The organism is Streptomyces sp. NPDC051567, from assembly GCF_044454165.1.
Lineage (GTDB): Bacteria > Actinomycetota > Actinomycetes > Streptomycetales > Streptomycetaceae > Streptomyces.
This window is the reverse complement of sequence record NZ_JBITDK010000028.1, coordinates 35,892-52,065: the sequence shown is the minus strand read 5'-3', so window position 1 is coordinate 52,065 and position 16,174 is coordinate 35,892. Positions and strand designations below refer to the sequence as shown.

The following is a 16,174-nucleotide window of genomic DNA, read 5'->3' as shown; positions in this document are numbered from 1 at the left end:
GCTTCTGCGCCGTATCGCCCGCACGCCGTCGAACAAGCGTGTAGCTTGCCGGGGCAGAAGGGTCGGGGGTGGGTGGCGCGATGGGCGTACGGGTCATGGTGGTCGACGAGCACCGGCTGCTGGCCGAGGCGCTCGCCTCGGCCCTGAAACTCCGGGGGCACCGGGTGCTCGCCGCGGCGGCCCCCGCCGCGGGCGCCGCGGAGCTGGTCATCAGCCGCGCGCCGGAGGTCTGCCTGCTGGGCACCTCCTCCCCCGCCGAGCCAGGGGTCTTCGAACCGGTCGTCCGCATCAAGCGCGAACGCCCGCAGATCGCCGTGGTCGTCCTGGGCCCGGTGCCCAGCCCGCGCGGGATCGCCGCCGCCTTCGCCGCCGGAGCCTCGGGGTACGTGCGCCAGGACGAGCGGATCGAAGGCGTGGAACGGGCCCTCGCCAAGGCGAGGGCGGGGGAGACCGCGATCTCCCCGCAACTGCTCCAGAGCGCTTTCGCCGAACTCCTCAACCCCGCCGTCCAGCCCGACGACGAGGGCAGCAGGCTGCTGCGGATGCTCACCCCGCGCGAGGTGGAGGTACTGGTCAGGGTCGCGGAGGGGGAGGACACCCGGCTCATCGCCGCGGGCATGGCGATCGCCCCGAGCACCGCCCGCACCCACGTCCAGCGCGTGCTGATGAAGCTGGGCGTCGGCTCCCGCCTGGAGGCCGCCGCGCTGGCCGCCCGGACCGGCCTGCTGGACCGTGCCCTGCCCCCGCCTGCCACCGCGCACACCTGACCGCGCACACCTGACCGCGCACACCTGACCGCGCGGACGTGACCGCGCGGACCTGACCTCGCGCACCTGACCCGGTCCGGCCCGGCGCGGGGGTTCCCGTACGGACCGCGCGGCGGCGCCGATTTCCCCGTGGGCGCGGAATCGGGTAAGCCAGTGACCAGCACACGCGTCCCGTGTGCGTCCCCCTTGCGAGAGGCAGTAGACGACGTGAGCAAGTACCTGGTCACCGGCGGCGCCGGATATGTGGGCAGCGTGGTCGCGGCCCACCTCCTGGAGGCCGGCCACGAGGTCACGATCGTCGACAACCTCTCCACCGGCTTCCGCGCGGGCCTGCCGAAGGGCGCCGCCTTCATCGAGGCCCGCATCCAGGACGCCGCCGAGTACCTGGACCCCTCCTACGACGCGGTCCTGCACTTCGCGGCCTTCTCGCAGGTCGGCGAGTCCGTGGTGAACCCCGGCAAGTACTGGGACAACAACGTCGGCGGCTCCCTCGCCCTGCTCGGCGCGATGCGTACGGCCGGCGTGCGCAAGCTGGTCTTCTCCTCCACCGCCGCCACCTACGGGGAGCCCACCGAGGGCCTGCTCACCGAGGCCTCGGTGACCGCGCCGACCAACCCCTACGGAGCCTCGAAGCTGGCCGTGGACCACATGATCGCGGGGGAGTGCGTCGCGCACGGCCTGGCCGCCGTCTCGCTGCGCTACTTCAACGTGGCCGGCTCGTACAAGGAGTTCGGGGAGCGGCACGCCCCCGAGACCCACCTGATCCCGCTGGTGCTCCAGGTGGCCCTGGGTGAGCGCGAGTCCATCTCGGTCTTCGGCGACGACTACCCGACCCCGGACGGCACCTGCGTGCGCGACTACATCCACGTGGCCGACCTCGCCGAGGCCCACCTGGCCGCGCTGGACCACGCCACCGGGGGCGAGCACCTGATCTGCAACCTGGGCAACGGCAACGGGTTCTCCGTCCGCGAGGTCATCGAGACCGTCCGCGAGGTCACCGGCAAGGAGATCCCCGAGGTCGCCGCCGCGCGCCGGGCCGGTGACCCGGCGGTGCTGGTGGCCTCCGCCCGCACGGCCCACGAGCGCCTCGGCTGGACCCCGCGCCGCGCGGAGCTGACGGGCATCGTCGCGGACGCCTGGGAGTTCGCCCAGCGCCACCGCCACTGACGCCGCACCGCCACGGGTGCCTCACCGTTCCTGCGGCGGCCACCGTTCCTGACGCGCGTACGCGCCCCCGCACCCCCTCAGAGGTGCGGGGGCGTACGCGCGTCAGGGGCGCGCGGGGTACGGGCGCCGCGCGCGGGCGCCCGGCGCGCACACGCCGGGCGAAATATCCCGCGCGCACCTGCCCACGGCACCCGCAGGCCCGGAGCCGCCCCCCGCGAACCGTCCAGATGGTCGAATTCAGGCCACCGCGCGGAGTGTCCGGAACGGCCGCGCGGGGAAACCCCAGGCAAAACTTCCGCTATTCGGCCAACGCCCCCGCCCCCCGGCCCTACGCTGATGCGTGACACCGGTGGGGGCCGGTGTTGATTCAGGGGTCGAGACATGTCGGGTACGACGTCCGGTTCCGGGGCAGTGCAGAGAGGTCACGGCGGCGGCCGGGGCAGCTGCGGACCACCCGGTCCGGGCGCCGTGCCCGCAGTCGTCCGTTCCCCGACCCTTGGGGGTTTCATGGTTCTTCGTATCCGGGTTCTGGTGGTCGACGACCACCGCATCTTCGCCGAATCCCTGGCCGCCGCACTCGCGGCCGAGCCGGACGTGGACGTGTCCGCGGCCGGCAGCGGTCCCGCCGCGCTGCGCTGCCTCGAACGGGCGGCGGCCGAGGGCCGCCGCTTCGACGTCCTGCTGGTCGACGCCGACCTCGCCGCCGCCGGGTCCCTGCCCGCCCCCCGGGCCCCGGTCGGCACGCCGCCGTCCGGACCGCCCCCCGGCCCGGACGGGATCGCGCTGGTCGCCGGGGTACGGGTCTCCCACCCGGGGGTCCGCACCGTCGTCCTGGCCGAACGCGACGACCCGCGCCGGGCCGCCCTCGCGCTCCAGGCGGGCGCCTCGGGCTGGGTGGCCAAGGACTGCTCGCTCTCGCGGCTGCTGGCCGTCGTCCGCGGGGTCCTGCGCGAGGAGACCCACCTGCCGCCCGCGCTGCTCACCGGGGTGCTCCGGGAGCTGACCGCGGCGCGCAAGCACCGTACGGACAGCGAACGGCTCGTGGAGTCCCTCACCCCGCGCGAGCACGAGGTGCTGCGCTGCATGGTGGCGGGACTGGGCCGCAAGGACGTGGCGGCGCGGCTGTTCCTGTCGCCGCACACCGTCCGCACCCACATGCAGAACGTGCTGGGCAAGCTCGGGGTCCACTCCACGCTCGCGGCCGTGGCCCTGGCCCGCCGGGCCGGGGTCCGTCCGGCGGACCTAGCCGGGGATGTTGTCGAACGGAGCGGTCAGCCGGCGTAGCAGCGCCGCCAGGTCGCCGCGCTGGTCCTGCGAGAGCTGGGCCAGGATGGCCCGTTCCTGGGCCAGCAGCCCGGCCAGGGCCTGGTCGGCGCGGTCCCGGCCCTCCGGGGTCAGCCGGACCAGCACCCCGCGCCGGTCACTGGGGTCCGGCAACCTCTCGACCAGGCCCTTCTTGGCGAGCCGGTCGATGCGGTTGGTCATGGTGCCCGAGGTGACCAGGGTCTGGGTCAGGAGCTGACCGGGGGAGAGCTGGTAGGGCGCTCCGGCCCGCCGCAGCGAGGTCAGGACGTCGAACTCCCACGGCTCCAGCTGGTGCTCGGCGAAGGCCAGCCTGCGGGCGCGGTCGAGATGGCGCGCGAGCCTGCTGACGCGGCTCAGCACTTCGAGCGGTTCCACGTCGAGGTCAGGGCGCTCCCGCCGCCATGCCGCGACCAGTCGGTCGACCTCGTCCTCCATGTCGATCAGTGTAAGGGGTCTGTCGATGTGGAGTCTCTTCATGTCGAGCATCTCCATATCGAGAATCTTGTGGTCGAGATATATTCTGGGTCAGCACGGGGCATGGAGGGGGCCGGAACGGTCTCCGCTTCCGACCGCCCCACCCGCAAGGAGGCTCACGCATGCACCCCGACACCACGGCGGCCCGCACCCCCGCCCACCCCACCTCCACCGCACCCGCCACCCCCACCTGGGACCCCCAGCAGTACCTGCGCCACGCCGGTCACCGCGCCCGCCCCTTCCTGGACCTCCTGGCCCGCATACCCGAACTGCCCGCCCACCCCCCGACCCCGTCCGGAGCAACCCCCGGCCCCCGCGTCGCCGACCTCGGCTGCGGCCCCGGCAACGTCACCGCCCTCCTCGCCGACCGCTGGCCCCAGGCCCGCATCACCGGCTACGACCTCTCCCCCGAGATGCTCGACCGCGCCACCGAGGGCTACGCCGGCCCCACCAGCGGCGGCGGCAGCCTCGACTTCCGCCCCGGCGACCTCACCGACTGGCTCCCCGAGGAGCCCTACGACCTGATCGTCTCCAACGCCGCCCTCCAGTGGGTCCCCGGCCACCCCGGCTCCTTCGCCGCCTGGACCAACGGCCTGCGCCCCGGCGGCACCTTCGCCTTCCAGGTCCCCGGCAACCACAGCGCCCCCAGCCACGCCCTGCTCGCCGACCTCTGCGAAACCCCCCGCTGGCGCACCCGCCTCGCCGGCCACGGAACCCGCTACGTCCACCTCCTGCGGCCCGCCGAGTACTTCGACCGCCTCACCGAACTCGGCTGCGCCGTCGACGTCTGGGAAACCACCTACTACCAGCTCCTCCAGGGCCCCGACCCGGTCCTCGACTGGGTCAAGGGCACCGCCCTGCGCCCCGTCCTGACCGCACTGGGCGACGACCAGGACGCCGTCGACGCCTTCCTCGCCGAATACCGCGACCGCCTGCGCACCGCCTACCCCGCCGGCCCGCACGGCACCGTCTTCCCCTTCCGCCGCATCTTCGCCATCGCCCGCAGAACGGCCTGACCTCCTCCACGACGACGCGACGGCGCCCCGCCACCGGAGATCCGGTGACGGGGCGCCGTCGCGTCGGTCGTGCCGTGCGGTGTGGTGCCGGTACGACTAGCCGATGTTGCGGAAGTCCACGCCACCGCGGAAGAACACGAGCGGCTTCAGGACGTCGCTGCCGAACTGGCTGTTGCCGCCCTCGGCGCGCCACAGGCTGCCGTTGGCCTCGGCGAAGACCAGGTCGGCCTTGCCGTCACCGGTGAGGTCACCGGGGGAGGTGACGCCCTTGAAGTCCTTGAACACGTTGGTGACGAACCAGCGCTCGGCGAAGGGCGCGTTCGCCTTGCCGGTGCCCGGGTGGAAGTACAGGTCGTTGGTGCCGGTGACGCCGACCGCGTCCGCGTGGCCGTCGGCGTTGAAGTCACCGCTCGCGACGTGCTTGTACTGGTTCCAGCCGCCGCCGATGTTGACCGGCGCCGCGAAGGCGCTGCCGGTGCCGTTGCCCTGGTGGACGTAGAGGCTGCCCCAGATGTCACGGGTCAGCAGGTCGCCCTTGCCGTCACCGGAGACGTCGCCGCCGCCGAGGACGAGGTCGGTCACGCCCCACCAGTCACCCGCGATGGAGCGGCCGGTGGTGTGGTTGGTCAGGCCCCACTGGTTGGCCTGGAGCTTGTGCCCCCAGTTGACCTTGTCCATGCCCGAGGCCACGACCAGCTTCGAACCGTCGTCCGGCCACACGAAGTCGAGGACCTTGCGCGGCTCGAAGAAGTTGCCGTTGGTCATGTTGTCGTACGACTGGTACTGGCCCGCGTTGTCGACGATGCCCAGGTTGTGCTTGCCGTAGACCGGGGTGATGCCGGAGCCGATGAACAGCTCGGCGTCGACCCAGTTGGTGCCGCAGTCGTACCGCTCGGAGAACAGACCGTTGCCCTCGGAGAAGTGGCAGAAGAGGTCACCGGTGGGGGTGACGCCCATCATGTCGGCCCGGCCGTCGCCGTCGATGTCGTCGGCGGCGATCATCTGCGTGTAACCGGTCCAGCCGGTGGCGATCTGGGTCCGCCACTCGAACGGGCTCGCGGCGTTGCCGGTGCCCTTGTGGAGGAACAGGTCGCCCGAGAAGGTGCGGCCCAGCACGTCCGCGTCGCCGTCGCCGTCGACGTCGCTCAGGCCGACGATCTGGTCGTACTGGTTCCAGCCCCCGCTGACCTTGACCCGGTCCGCGAACGGCGCGGCGAGGTTGCCGGTGCTCCGGTAGGAGTACAGGTCACCGTCCGGGGTGCGGGCGATGAGGTCGGGACGGCCGTCCTTGTTCAGGTCGCCCGCCGAGACGACCCGGTTGTAGACCTGCCAGCCGGTGCCGGTCCAGGTCGGCGCCCCCGCGTAGCCGCCGGAGGTCTCCCGGAGCTGGAGCTTGCCGTCGAAGGTCAGCGTGAGGATCTCGGGGTTCCAGCCGCCGCCCACGTTGCCGAGGGCGATGATGTCCTTGACCGTCTCGGACGTGTCGCCCTCGATACGGAGGTCGGTCGCCGGGTCGCCGGCCGGGACACCGGTCGCGAAGACACCGGTGTAACCGCGGGTCGTACGGAAGGCCAGCTCGCTGAAGCCGTCGCCGTCGAGGTCCAGACGCGGCTGGGCGACCTTGACGGTCGTCGTGGCGGCCAGGCCCTGGGGCGCGGCGGCGCGCGCACCCTTGTCCTTGGCGCCCTTCGGAGCCGTCAGGACACCGGGAGCCGGGGTGTCGGCGTGCGGGATGCCGGCCTTCGGGGCGGCCGACCCCTTGGCAGCGGCGGCCGAGGGACGGTCCGACGCCTTGCCGGCGGCGGCCGCCTGCCCGGCGGAGAGAAGGGTGCCCACGGAAAGGGCGAGGGCGGTGCAGGCCGCGATGCGGCCGAGGTGCTGAGTACGCAAGAGAGGGTTCCCCCTGGATCGCAGGTAGAACCGGGTGGTAGCCACGACAATCATGAGAGCGCGCGCCAGTACGGCACCGCGCATCGATCGTACGTTCCCCCCCGGGAAGTGATCTTCAGACTACCCCTGCGTTTCCCCGGGCAGAACTGATTTCTCGTACAACCTTTCGGTTCTGTGACGGAATCAGGACAGAGCCCGGACAGACCCCGGACACCACCCCCACAGACCCCCACGGACAGCGCCCGCGGACGGTCCGGACACCGCCCGGGGACCGGGTCGGGGTCGGGACACTACGCGCGGGCCGGGGCGAGCGCCGGACCACGGGCCGGCCGGACGCCGCCCCGTCAGCTCTTGCGGTGACCCATCAGCAGGGGCTTCGCCTCCAGGCCGTCCAGCCCGTGCCACGCCAGGTTCACCAGGTGCGCCGCCACCTCCGCCTTCCGCGGCCGGCGCACATCCAGCCACCACTGCCCCGTCAGCGCCACCATCCCCACCAGCGCCTGCGCGTACAACGGCGCCAGCTTCGGATCAAAACCCCGCGCCTTGAACTCCAGCCCCAGAATGTCCTCGACCTGCGTCGCGATGTCACTGATCAGCGACGCGAACGTCCCCGTCGACTGCGCCACCGGCGAATCCCGCACCAGAATCCGGAAACCGTCCGTGTACGACTCGATGTAATCCAGCAACGCGAACGCCGCCTGCTCCAGCAGCTCCCGCGGATGCCCGGCCGTCAGCGCACCCGTCACCCCGTCCAGCAACTGCCGCATCTCCCGGTCCACGACCACCGCGTAGAGCCCCTCCTTGCCCCCGAAGTGCTCGTACACCACCGGCTTCGACACCCCGGCCTTCGCCGCGATCTCCTCCACCGAGGTGCCCTCGAAACCCTTCTCCGCGAACAAGGTCCGGCCGATGTCCAGCAGCTGCTGGCGCCGCTCCGCGCCCGTCATCCGCACCCGGCGGCCACGCCGGGGCTTGTCGCTGCTGGAATTACCGCCGTCGATCGCCACATCCCCCATCATGCCGCGTTCGTCGCATTGACCTTGCGCCGGGCATCCAGCCGCGCCTGTGACGGCCACCGCACGTCCGACGCCCAGCCCAGCCGCTCGAACCAGCGGATCAGCCGCGCACTCGAATCCACCTGTCCCCGCAGCACCCCGTGCCGCGCCGACGTCGGGTCCGCGTGGTGCAGGTTGTGCCAGGACTCCCCGCACGACAGCACCGCCAGCCACCACACGTTCCCACTGCGGTCCCGCGACGCGAACGGACGCCTCCCCACCGCATGACAGATCGAATTGATCGACCACGTCACATGGTGCAACAACGCCACCCGCACCAGAGAACCCCAGAAGAACGCCGTGAAAGCACCCCACCACGACATCGTCACCAGACCCCCGACCAGCGGCGGCAACGCCAGCGAGAACAGCGTCCAGAACACGAAATCACGCGAGATCCGCCGGATCACCGGATCTTTCACCAGATCGGGCGCGTACTTCAGCTGATCCGTCTGCTCCTCGTCGAAGAGCCACCCGATGTGCGCCCACCACAACCCCTTCAACAACGCCGGAACCGATTCCCCGAACCGCCACGGCGAATGCGGATCACCCTCCTGGTCCGAGTACCGGTGATGCTTGCGGTGATCGGCCACCCACCGCACCAGCGGCCCCTCCACCGCCATCGAACCCATCACCGCCAGCGCGATCCGCAACGGCCGCTTCGCCTTGAAGGAACCGTGCGTGAAATACCGGTGGAAACCGATGGTGATGCCATGGCACGCCAGGAAATACATGAACACCATCAGACCCAGATCCAGCCAGCTCACCCCCCAGCCCCACACCAGCGGCACCGCCGCCAGCAGTGCCACGAACGGGACGAGGATGAACGCCAGCAGCGCGACCTGCTCCACCGACCGCTTGCTCTCACCCCCACGCGTCGCGGACGGCGCGGACGGCACGGGCGCACCAGGCGCACCGGCCCCGTCGGGCGCACCGGACGGCGTGGGCGCACCGGCCCCGTCGGGCGCACCGGCCCCGTCGGGCGCACCGGACGGCGTGGGCGGACCGGAGGACGCCGCAGCACCCTCCACCAGATCGGGACTGCGTTTCATGAGGGCCCCTGAAGAGTGAGACGACGACAACCGGAACCGGAGGAGCACGGACCCGCACAACCTACGGACCCGTAACCTACGGCCCCGTAAGTATGGCAAACCCCGAGCCCCCCACGAGGCGCCCACGGCCACGACACCCCGCCGGACCACCCGCACCCCCCGCCACCAGCCCCCACCCCGCCCCCGCCCCGGCCACCGACCCCCACCGACCAGGGACTGACACAGTCACCCGGCCACCCGGAACGGACACCTATCCTGGTCCCGTCGGACAGCGCGGTCCGCACGGGCAACCGAGCTGCGCACCGGCGGACGTGCCCCCGGACCCAGTCCGCGGGAGGCACCACCCGCCACACGCACCCCACGAGCCCACCGCCCAGTAGCGCTCGAACACTGCAAGGAGCCGCACCTGTGAGCAGTGCTGACCAGGCCCCCAAGGCCCAGGCCACCGTCCCCCACGCCACCGCCACCCCCGCGGACATGGCCAACGCCGAACTGCGCGCCGACATCCGCCGCCTCGGCGACCTCCTCGGCGAAACCCTCGTACGCCAGGAAGGCCAGGACCTCCTCGACCTCGTCGAACGCGTCCGGGCCCTCACCCGCACCGACGGCGAAGCCGCCGCCACCCTCCTCGGCGACACCGACCTCGAAACCGCCGCCAAGCTCGTCCGCGCCTTCTCCACCTACTTCCACCTCGCCAACGTCACCGAACAGGTGCACCGCGGCAAGGAACTCCGCGCCCACCGCGCGGCCGAAGGCGGCCTCCTCGCCCGCACCGCCGACATGCTCAAGGACGCCGACCCCGAACACCTGCGCGAAACCGTCAAGAACCTCAACGTCCGGCCCGTCTTCACCGCACACCCCACCGAAGCCGCCCGCCGCAGCGTCCTCAACAAGCTCCGCCGCATCGCCGCCCTCCTCGAAGAACCCGCCACCGGAGCCGGCGACCGCCGCCGCCACGACCTGCGCCTCGCCGAGAACATCGACCTCGTCTGGCAGACCGACGAACTCCGCGTCGTACGCCCCGAACCCACCGACGAAGCCCGCAACGCCATCTACTACCTCGACGAACTCCACGCCGGCGCCGTCGGAGACGTCCTCGAAGACCTCGCCGCCGAACTCCAGCGCGTCGGCATCGACCTCCCCCCCGGCACCCGCCCCCTCACCTTCGGCACCTGGATCGGCGGCGACCGCGACGGCAACCCCAACGTCACCCCCGACGTCACCCGCGACGTCCTGATCCTCCAGCACGAACACGGCATCACCGACGCCCTCGAACTCATCGACTTCCTCCGAGGACTCCTCTCCAACTCCATCCGCTACACCGGAGCCACCGAAGAACTCCTCGCCTCCCTCCAGGCCGACCTCGAACACCTCCCCGAGATCAGCCCCCGCTACAAGCGCCTCAACGCCGAAGAGCCCTACCGCCTCAAGGCCACCTGCATCCGCCAGAAGCTCGTCAACACCCGCGAACGCCTCGCCAAGGCCACCCCCCACGAAGACGGCCGCGACTACCTCGGCACCGCCGAACTCCTCACCGACCTCACCCTCATCCAGACCTCCCTGCGCGAACACCGCGGAGCCCTCTTCGCCGACGGCCGCATGGACCGCACCATCCGCACCCTCGCCGCCTTCGGCCTCCAGCTCGCCACCATGGACGTCCGCGAACACGCCGACGCCCACCACCACGCACTCGGCCAGCTCTTCGACCGCCTCGGCGAAGAATCCTGGCGCTACAGCGACATGCCCCGCGACTACCGGCAAAAGCTCCTCGCCAAGGAACTCCGCTCCCGCCGCCCCCTCGCCCCCACCCCCGCACCCCTCGACGCCGCAGGCCACAAGACCCTCGGCGTCTTCGGAGCCATCAAGGACGCCTTCGAGAAGTTCGGCCCCGAAGTCATCGAGTCCTACATCATCTCGATGTGCCAAGGCGCCGACGACGTCTTCGCCGCCGCCGTCCTCGCCCGCGAAGCCGGCCTCCTCGACCTCCACGGCGGCTGGGCCAAGATCGGCATCGTCCCGCTCCTCGAAACCACCGACGAACTCCGCGCCGCCGACGTCATCCTCGACAACATGCTCGCCGACCCCTCCTACCGACGCCTCGTCTCCCTCAGAGGCGACGTCCAGGAAGTCATGCTCGGCTACTCCGACTCCTCCAAGTTCGGCGGCATCACCACCAGCCAGTGGGAAATCCACCGCGCCCAACGCCGCCTGCGCGACGTCGCCCACCGCTACGGAGTCCGCCTGCGCCTCTTCCACGGCCGCGGCGGCACCGTAGGCCGCGGCGGCGGCCCCTCCCACGACGCCATCCTCGCCCAGCCCTGGGGCACCCTCGAAGGCGAGATCAAGGTCACCGAACAGGGCGAGGTCATCTCCGACAAGTACCTCGTCCCCTCCCTCGCCCGCGAAAACCTCGAACTCACCGTCGCCGCCACCCTCCAGGCCTCAGCCCTCCACACCGCCCCCCGCCAGTCCGACGACGACCTCGCCCGCTGGGACGCCGCCATGGACACCGTCTCCGACGCCGCCCACGCCGCCTACCGCACCCTCGTCGAAGACCCCGACCTCCCCTCCTACTTCTTCGCCGCCACCCCCGTCGACCAGCTCGCCGACCTCCACCTCGGCTCCCGCCCCTCCCGCCGCCCCGACTCCGGCGCCGGACTCGACGGCCTCCGCGCCATCCCCTGGGTCTTCGGCTGGACCCAGTCCCGCCAGATCGTCCCCGGCTGGTACGGAGTCGGCTCCGGCCTCAAGGCCCTGCGCGAAGCCGGCCACGACACCGTCCTCACCGAAATGGGCGACCGCTGGCACTTCTTCCGCAACTTCCTCTCCAACGTCGAGATGACCCTCGCCAAGACCGACCTGCGCATCGCCCGCCACTACGTCGACACCCTCGTCCCCGACCACCTCAAGCACGTCTTCGACCGCATCCAGGCCGAACACGAACTCACCGTCCACGAAGTCCTGCGCATCACCGGCGGACAACGACTCCTCGACTCCCACCCCGTCCTCCAGCAGACCTTCGCCGTCCGCGACGCCTACCTCGACCCCATCTCCTACCTCCAGGTCTCCCTCCTCGCCCGCCAGCGCGCAGCCGCCGCCCAGGGCGAAACCCCCGACCCCCTCCTCGCCCGCGCCCTCCTCCTCACCGTCAACGGCGTCGCCGCAGGCCTGCGCAACACCGGCTGACCCACCCACCAGCCACCACCCACAGCCCCACGGCACACGAAAGCCCCCGCCCACCGGAAACCACACCGGCGGACGGGGGCTTTCCCCGTACCCACACCCCACACCCTCAGGAGTTGTACGAGGACTGCGCCCGCTCCAGACCCTCCTGGACCAGACACTCCACCGCATCCGCCGCCCGGTCCACGAACCAGTCCAGCTCCTTGCGCTCCACCGAGGAAAAATCCCTCAGCACGAAATCCGCCACCTGCATCCGCCCCGGCGGACGCCCGATACCGCACCGCACCCGGTGATAATCAGGCCCCATCGCCTTCGTCATCGACTTCAGACCGTTGTGCCCGTTGTCCCCACCACCCCACTTCAACCGCAACGTCGGATAGTCGATGTCCAACTCGTCATGCACCGCCACGACCCGCTCCAACGGCACCTTGTAGAAGTCCCGCAACGCCGTCACCGGACCACCCGACAAGTTCATGAACGACAACGGCTTCGCCACCACCACCCGACGACTCCCCGCCCCCGGCGCACCGATCCGCCCCTCCACCACCTGCGCCCGCGCCTTGTGCGCCTTGAACTTCCCCCGCATCCGCTCCGCCAGCAGATCCGCGACCATGAAACCGATGTTGTGACGGTTGCCCGCGTACTCCGCCCCGGGATTCCCGAGACCCACGACCAGCCAGGGCGCCGCATCGTCCGACATCAAAAGCTCCTTAAACGAAAACGACCGCCGTCCCGCTCCAGTGGAGCCGGACGGCGGTCGATCAGCAAGCGCTGACAGGAAAAGGCGAAACTCAGGCCTCGGAACCCGCGGCAGCCGGCTCCTCGCCCTGCGGGGCGACGACCTGCAGAACGGCGATGTCACCGTCGACGGCCAGCGTGGTACCGGCCGGCAGGACCAGGTCCTTGGCGTGAATGGTCGCACCGGCCTCAAGACCCGCGATGGACACGGTGACCTCGGTCGGGATGTGCGTGGCCTCAGCCTCGACGGAGATGGTGTTCTGGAGGGTCTCCAGCATGTTGCCACCCACCGCCAGCTCACCCTCGGTGACGATCGCGACGTCGACGGTGACCTTCTCGCCCTTCTTGACGATCAGGAAGTCCACGTGCGAGATCGAACGCTTCAGCGGGTGACGCTGAACAGACTTCGGGATGACCAGCTCGGTGCCGTCGCCCGCGATGTCCAGGGAGATCAGGACGTTCGGGGTACGCAGCGCCAGCAGCAGACCGTGACCCTCGACGTTGACGTGCTTCGGCTCGTTGCCGTGACCGTAGATCACGGCGGGGACGAGCGCGGCACGACGGGCCTGGCGCGAAGCACCCTTGCCGAACGCGTCACGGGAAACAGCGGAAAGCTTGACCTCGGACATACTCACTCCTCGTGGGGTGACAGAGACGGACAGAAGTCACCCGGCCGAAACGGCCTGCTACGAAGAGCGCGTCGATAACGGAGCAACCCCACCCGAAAACGGGTACGGCCTCCCTCGCCGAGCAACTCAAGAAGTGTACCCGGCGGGAAGGCCGCACCCAAAAGGATCTACCGAAGGGCCTACCGAGGGTCTGCCACCGAAGCCCGCACGGACCACGGCCCCAACACCCCCACCACCCCGGCCGAAGCCCCTACTGCTGCTCCTCGAAGAGGCTCGTCACCGAACCGTCCTCGAACACCTCACGCACCGCACGCGCGATCATCGGCGCGATCGACAGCACCGTGATCTTGTCCAGCTCCAGATCCGACGGATCGGGCAGCGTGTTCGTGAACACGAACTCACTGACCTTCGAGTTCTTCAGACGGTCGGCCGCCGGACCCGACAGGATGCCGTGCGTCGCCGTCACGATGACGTCCTCCGCACCGTGCGCGAACAGCGCGTCGGCCGCCGCACAGATCGTCCCACCGGTGTCGATCATGTCGTCCACCAGGACACAGACCCGGCCCTTGACCTCACCCACGACCTCGTGGACGGTCACCTGGTTCGCGACGTCCTTGTCACGCCGCTTGTGCACGATCGCCAGCGGCGCGTCCAGCCGGTCGCACCACCGGTCCGCCACCCGCACCCGGCCGGCGTCCGGCGAGACCACCGTCAGCTTCGAGCGGTCCACCTTCGCACCGACGTAGTCCGCCAGCACCGGCAGCGCCGACAGGTGGTCCACCGGACCGTCGAAGAAGCCCTGGATCTGGTCCGTGTGCAGATCGACGGTCAGGATGCGGTCCGCACCCGACGTCTTCAGCAGGTCCGCCACCAGCCGCGCCGAGATCGGCTCACGGCCCTTGTGCTTCTTGTCCTGACGGGCATACCCGTACGACGGGATGATCACCGTGATCGAACGGGCCGAAGCCCGCTTCAGAGCGTCGATCATGATCAACTGCTCCATGATCCACTTATTGATCGGAGCCGTATGGCTCTGAATCAAGAAGCAGTCCGCACCACGAGCCGACTCCTGGAAACGGACATAGATCTCACCGTTCGCAAAGTCGAAAGCCTTCGTCGGCACCAGGCCGACACCCAGCTGATGTGCGACCTCCTCGGCCAGCTCGGGGTGGGCGCGGCCGGAGAAGAGCATCAGCTTCTTCTCGCCGGTCGTCTTGATCCCGGTCACAGCACTGTCTCCTCAGACGTGTTGAAAGCTGCTCGCCCCCCTGTGCGTCCGTCCCGCACACGATGAGCCAGCCGAATTGCGTGCACCTATCACGGTACGCCGTCCCAGACGCACCTGTTTCCGGTCAGTTCACCTCAACGCCCCTCGGAGTCCACCTGGACCGCCGACCGAGCCGCCGACGCCGCAGCACTCCCCGGACGCTTACGAGCCACCCAACCCTCGATATTCCGCTGCTGACCACGGGCCACGGCCAACGCACCCGGCGGCACATCCTTCGTGATCACCGAACCCGCCGCCGTGTACGCACCGTCCCCGATCGTGACCGGCGCCACAAACATGTTGTCCGACCCCGTCTTGCAGTGCGAACCCACCACCGTGTGATGCTTGTGCTCACCGTCGTAGTTCACGAAGACGCTCGCCGCACCGATGTTCGTGTACTCACCGATCGTCGCATCCCCCACATACGAAAGATGCGGCACCTTCGTACCCTCACCGATCGACGCGTTCTTCATCTCCACATACGTACCCGCCTTGGCCCGCGCACCAAGATCCGTACCAGGCCGCAGATACGCGTACGGACCCACACTCGCGCCCTCACCCACCACAGCCGAGTCCGCCACCGAATTGTCCACCCGCGCACCCGCACCGACCCGCGTATCCGTCAGCCGCGCATTCGGACCCACCTCGGCACCCTCCGCCACATGAGTGACACCCAGCAACTGCGTACCCGGATGCACCACCGCGTCCTGCCCGAACGTCACCGACACGTCCACCCACGTACTCAACGGATCGACCACCGTCACACCCGCCAGCATCGCCCGCTCCAGCAACCGCGCGTTCAACAACGCACGCGCCTGGGCCAACTGCACCCGGTTGTTGATCCCCAGCACCTGACGATGATCCGACCCCACCGCAGCACCCACCCGGTGCCCCGCACCCCGCAGAATCCCGAGCACGTCCGTCAGGTACTCCTCACCCTGACTGTTGTCCGTCCGCACCTTCCCCAGCGCCTCGGCCAGCAACGCCCCGTCGAACGCGAACACCCCGGAATTGATCTCCCGGATCGCCCGCTGCGCCTCCGAGGCGTCCTTGTGCTCCACGATCGCGGTCACGGCCCCGCTCCGCGGGTCCCGCACGATCCGCCCGTACCCGGTGGAGTCCGGAACCTCGGCGGTCAGCACGGTGACGGCGTTCCCGTCGGCCTCGTGCGTACCCGCGAGCGCGCGCAGGGTCTCACCGGTCAGCAGCGGAGTGTCCCCGCAGACCACGATCACCGTGCCGTCGACACGCCCGCCCAGCTCTTCGAGGGCCATCCGGACCGCGTGCCCGGTCCCGTTCTGCTCGTGCTGGACGGCCGTACGCACACCGGCGTCGACCTCGGCCAGGTGCGCGGCGACCTGCTCACGGGCGTGCCCGACGACCACGACGAGGTGGGCGGGGTCCAGCTCACGGGAGGCGGCGACGACGTGACCGACGAGCGAACGCCCGCAGATCTCGTGCAGAACCTTGGGTGTGGCCGACTTCATGCGGGTGCCTTCACCCGCTGCGAGTACGACGACGGCTGCCGGGCGATTGGCGCTCACGGGTGTGCCCTTCGGCTTCGGGTGGTGGACCCGTGAAGGATAGCCGGGGGGCCTTCTCCGCAGACGAAGGCGGGTCCCGACTGGGACAGT

Annotated in this window: 13 protein-coding genes; 5 read left to right on the top strand and 8 right to left on the bottom strand. The window is 70.3% G+C overall.

The window, feature by feature from the left end; genetic code table 11:
* The first annotated feature begins 80 nt into the window (after window positions 1–80).
* The 3 genes from ACIA5F_RS25210 to ACIA5F_RS25200 all read left to right on the top strand — a co-directional run bounded on the left by ACIA5F_RS25210 (window position 81) and on the right by ACIA5F_RS25200 (window position 3,218).
* Window positions 81–767, top strand: coding sequence for a response regulator transcription factor (locus ACIA5F_RS25210; RefSeq protein WP_399356726.1), 687 nt, complete (start codon window positions 81–83; stop codon window positions 765–767).
* 207 nt (window positions 768–974) lie between these two features.
* Window positions 975–1,934, top strand: coding sequence for a UDP-glucose 4-epimerase GalE (galE, locus tag ACIA5F_RS25205; RefSeq protein ID WP_399356653.1), 960 nt, complete (start codon window positions 975–977; stop codon window positions 1,932–1,934).
* A 507-nt stretch (window positions 1,935–2,441) separates the two neighbouring features.
* Window positions 2,442–3,218, top strand: coding sequence for a LuxR C-terminal-related transcriptional regulator (locus ACIA5F_RS25200; RefSeq protein ID WP_399356651.1), 777 nt, complete (start codon window positions 2,442–2,444; stop codon window positions 3,216–3,218).
* Here ACIA5F_RS25200 and ACIA5F_RS25195 read toward each other — a convergent pair.
* A complete protein-coding gene (locus tag ACIA5F_RS25195; protein WP_399356724.1) occupies window positions 3,177–3,674 on the bottom strand; it encodes a MarR family winged helix-turn-helix transcriptional regulator in 498 nt (165 codons plus the stop codon). The two genes, ACIA5F_RS25200 and ACIA5F_RS25195, sit on opposite strands and share 42 nt — an antisense overlap.
* Window positions 3,675–3,835: 161 nt before the next feature.
* Between ACIA5F_RS25195 and ACIA5F_RS25190 the strand changes: the two genes are divergently transcribed.
* Window positions 3,836–4,729 carry a trans-aconitate 2-methyltransferase gene (locus ACIA5F_RS25190; protein WP_399356649.1) on the top strand — a complete coding sequence of 298 codons (894 nt, stop codon included), beginning with the start codon at window positions 3,836–3,838 and terminating at the stop codon, window positions 4,727–4,729.
* 96 nt (window positions 4,730–4,825) lie between these two features.
* On the opposite strand, the gene ACIA5F_RS25185 is transcribed toward ACIA5F_RS25190, so the two are convergent.
* The 3 genes from ACIA5F_RS25185 to ACIA5F_RS25175 all read right to left on the bottom strand — a co-directional run bounded on the left by ACIA5F_RS25185 (window position 4,826) and on the right by ACIA5F_RS25175 (window position 8,723).
* Window positions 4,826–6,619, bottom strand: a complete 1,794-nt coding sequence (locus tag ACIA5F_RS25185; RefSeq protein ID WP_399356647.1) for an FG-GAP repeat domain-containing protein — start codon at window positions 6,617–6,619, stop codon at window positions 4,826–4,828.
* A 344-nt stretch (window positions 6,620–6,963) separates the two neighbouring features.
* Window positions 6,964–7,635 carry a TetR family transcriptional regulator gene (locus tag ACIA5F_RS25180; protein ID WP_399356722.1) on the bottom strand — a complete coding sequence of 224 codons (672 nt, stop codon included), beginning with the start codon at window positions 7,633–7,635 and terminating at the stop codon, window positions 6,964–6,966.
* The gene (locus tag ACIA5F_RS25175; protein ID WP_399356645.1) at window positions 7,635–8,723 is read right to left on the bottom strand and encodes an acyl-CoA desaturase; all 1,089 of its coding nucleotides are present in this window, start codon (window positions 8,721–8,723) and stop codon (window positions 7,635–7,637) included. Before ACIA5F_RS25175 ends, ACIA5F_RS25180 begins: the two co-directional genes overlap by 1 nt.
* Window positions 8,724–9,200: 477 nt before the next feature.
* Here ACIA5F_RS25175 and ppc point away from each other — a divergent pair, with 477 nt between their 5' ends.
* The gene (ppc, locus tag ACIA5F_RS25170) at window positions 9,201–11,909 is read left to right on the top strand and encodes a phosphoenolpyruvate carboxylase (RefSeq protein WP_399356720.1); all 2,709 of its coding nucleotides are present in this window, start codon (window positions 9,201–9,203) and stop codon (window positions 11,907–11,909) included.
* 106 nt (window positions 11,910–12,015) lie between these two features.
* Here the strand turns inward: ppc and pth are convergent, their stop codons facing one another.
* The 4 genes from pth to glmU form a co-directional block, all read right to left on the bottom strand.
* Entirely contained in the window at window positions 12,016–12,606 is a 591-nt protein-coding gene (pth, locus tag ACIA5F_RS25165) for an aminoacyl-tRNA hydrolase (protein ID WP_399356643.1), read from the bottom strand.
* 91 nt (window positions 12,607–12,697) lie between these two features.
* Window positions 12,698–13,273 carry a 50S ribosomal protein L25/general stress protein Ctc gene (locus ACIA5F_RS25160; RefSeq protein ID WP_399356641.1) on the bottom strand — a complete coding sequence of 192 codons (576 nt, stop codon included), beginning with the start codon at window positions 13,271–13,273 and terminating at the stop codon, window positions 12,698–12,700.
* A gap of 250 nt (window positions 13,274–13,523) precedes the next feature.
* Window positions 13,524–14,501, bottom strand: a complete 978-nt coding sequence (locus ACIA5F_RS25155) for a ribose-phosphate diphosphokinase (RefSeq protein WP_399356639.1) — start codon at window positions 14,499–14,501, stop codon at window positions 13,524–13,526.
* A 134-nt stretch (window positions 14,502–14,635) separates the two neighbouring features.
* Window positions 14,636–16,084, bottom strand: coding sequence for a bifunctional UDP-N-acetylglucosamine diphosphorylase/glucosamine-1-phosphate N-acetyltransferase GlmU (gene glmU / locus ACIA5F_RS25150; RefSeq protein ID WP_399356637.1), 1,449 nt, complete (start codon window positions 16,082–16,084; stop codon window positions 14,636–14,638).
* Window positions 16,085–16,174 lie beyond the last annotated feature (90 nt).

Excerpts from the sequence above, each read along its gene's own strand:
- ACIA5F_RS25210 (WP_399356726.1), top strand. The coding sequence starts at position 81 with ATGGGCGTACGGGTCATGGTGGTCGACGAGCACCGGCTGCTGGCCGAG.
- ACIA5F_RS25200 (WP_399356651.1), top strand. The coding sequence starts at position 2,442 with ATGGTTCTTCGTATCCGGGTTCTGGTGGTCGACGACCACCGCATCTTC.
- ACIA5F_RS25195 (WP_399356724.1), bottom strand. The coding sequence starts at position 3,674 with ATGGAGGACGAGGTCGACCGACTGGTCGCGGCATGGCGGCGGGAGCGC.
- ACIA5F_RS25190 (WP_399356649.1), top strand. The coding sequence starts at position 3,836 with ATGCACCCCGACACCACGGCGGCCCGCACCCCCGCCCACCCCACCTCC.
- ACIA5F_RS25180 (WP_399356722.1), bottom strand. The coding sequence starts at position 7,635 with ATGGGGGATGTGGCGATCGACGGCGGTAATTCCAGCAGCGACAAGCCC.
- ACIA5F_RS25175 (WP_399356645.1), bottom strand. The coding sequence starts at position 8,723 with ATGAAACGCAGTCCCGATCTGGTGGAGGGTGCTGCGGCGTCCTCCGGT.
- ppc (WP_399356720.1), top strand. The coding sequence starts at position 9,201 with ATGGCCAACGCCGAACTGCGCGCCGACATCCGCCGCCTCGGCGACCTC.
- pth (WP_399356643.1), bottom strand. The coding sequence starts at position 12,606 with ATGTCGGACGATGCGGCGCCCTGGCTGGTCGTGGGTCTCGGGAATCCC.
- ACIA5F_RS25160 (WP_399356641.1), bottom strand. The coding sequence starts at position 13,273 with ATGTCCGAGGTCAAGCTTTCCGCTGTTTCCCGTGACGCGTTCGGCAAG.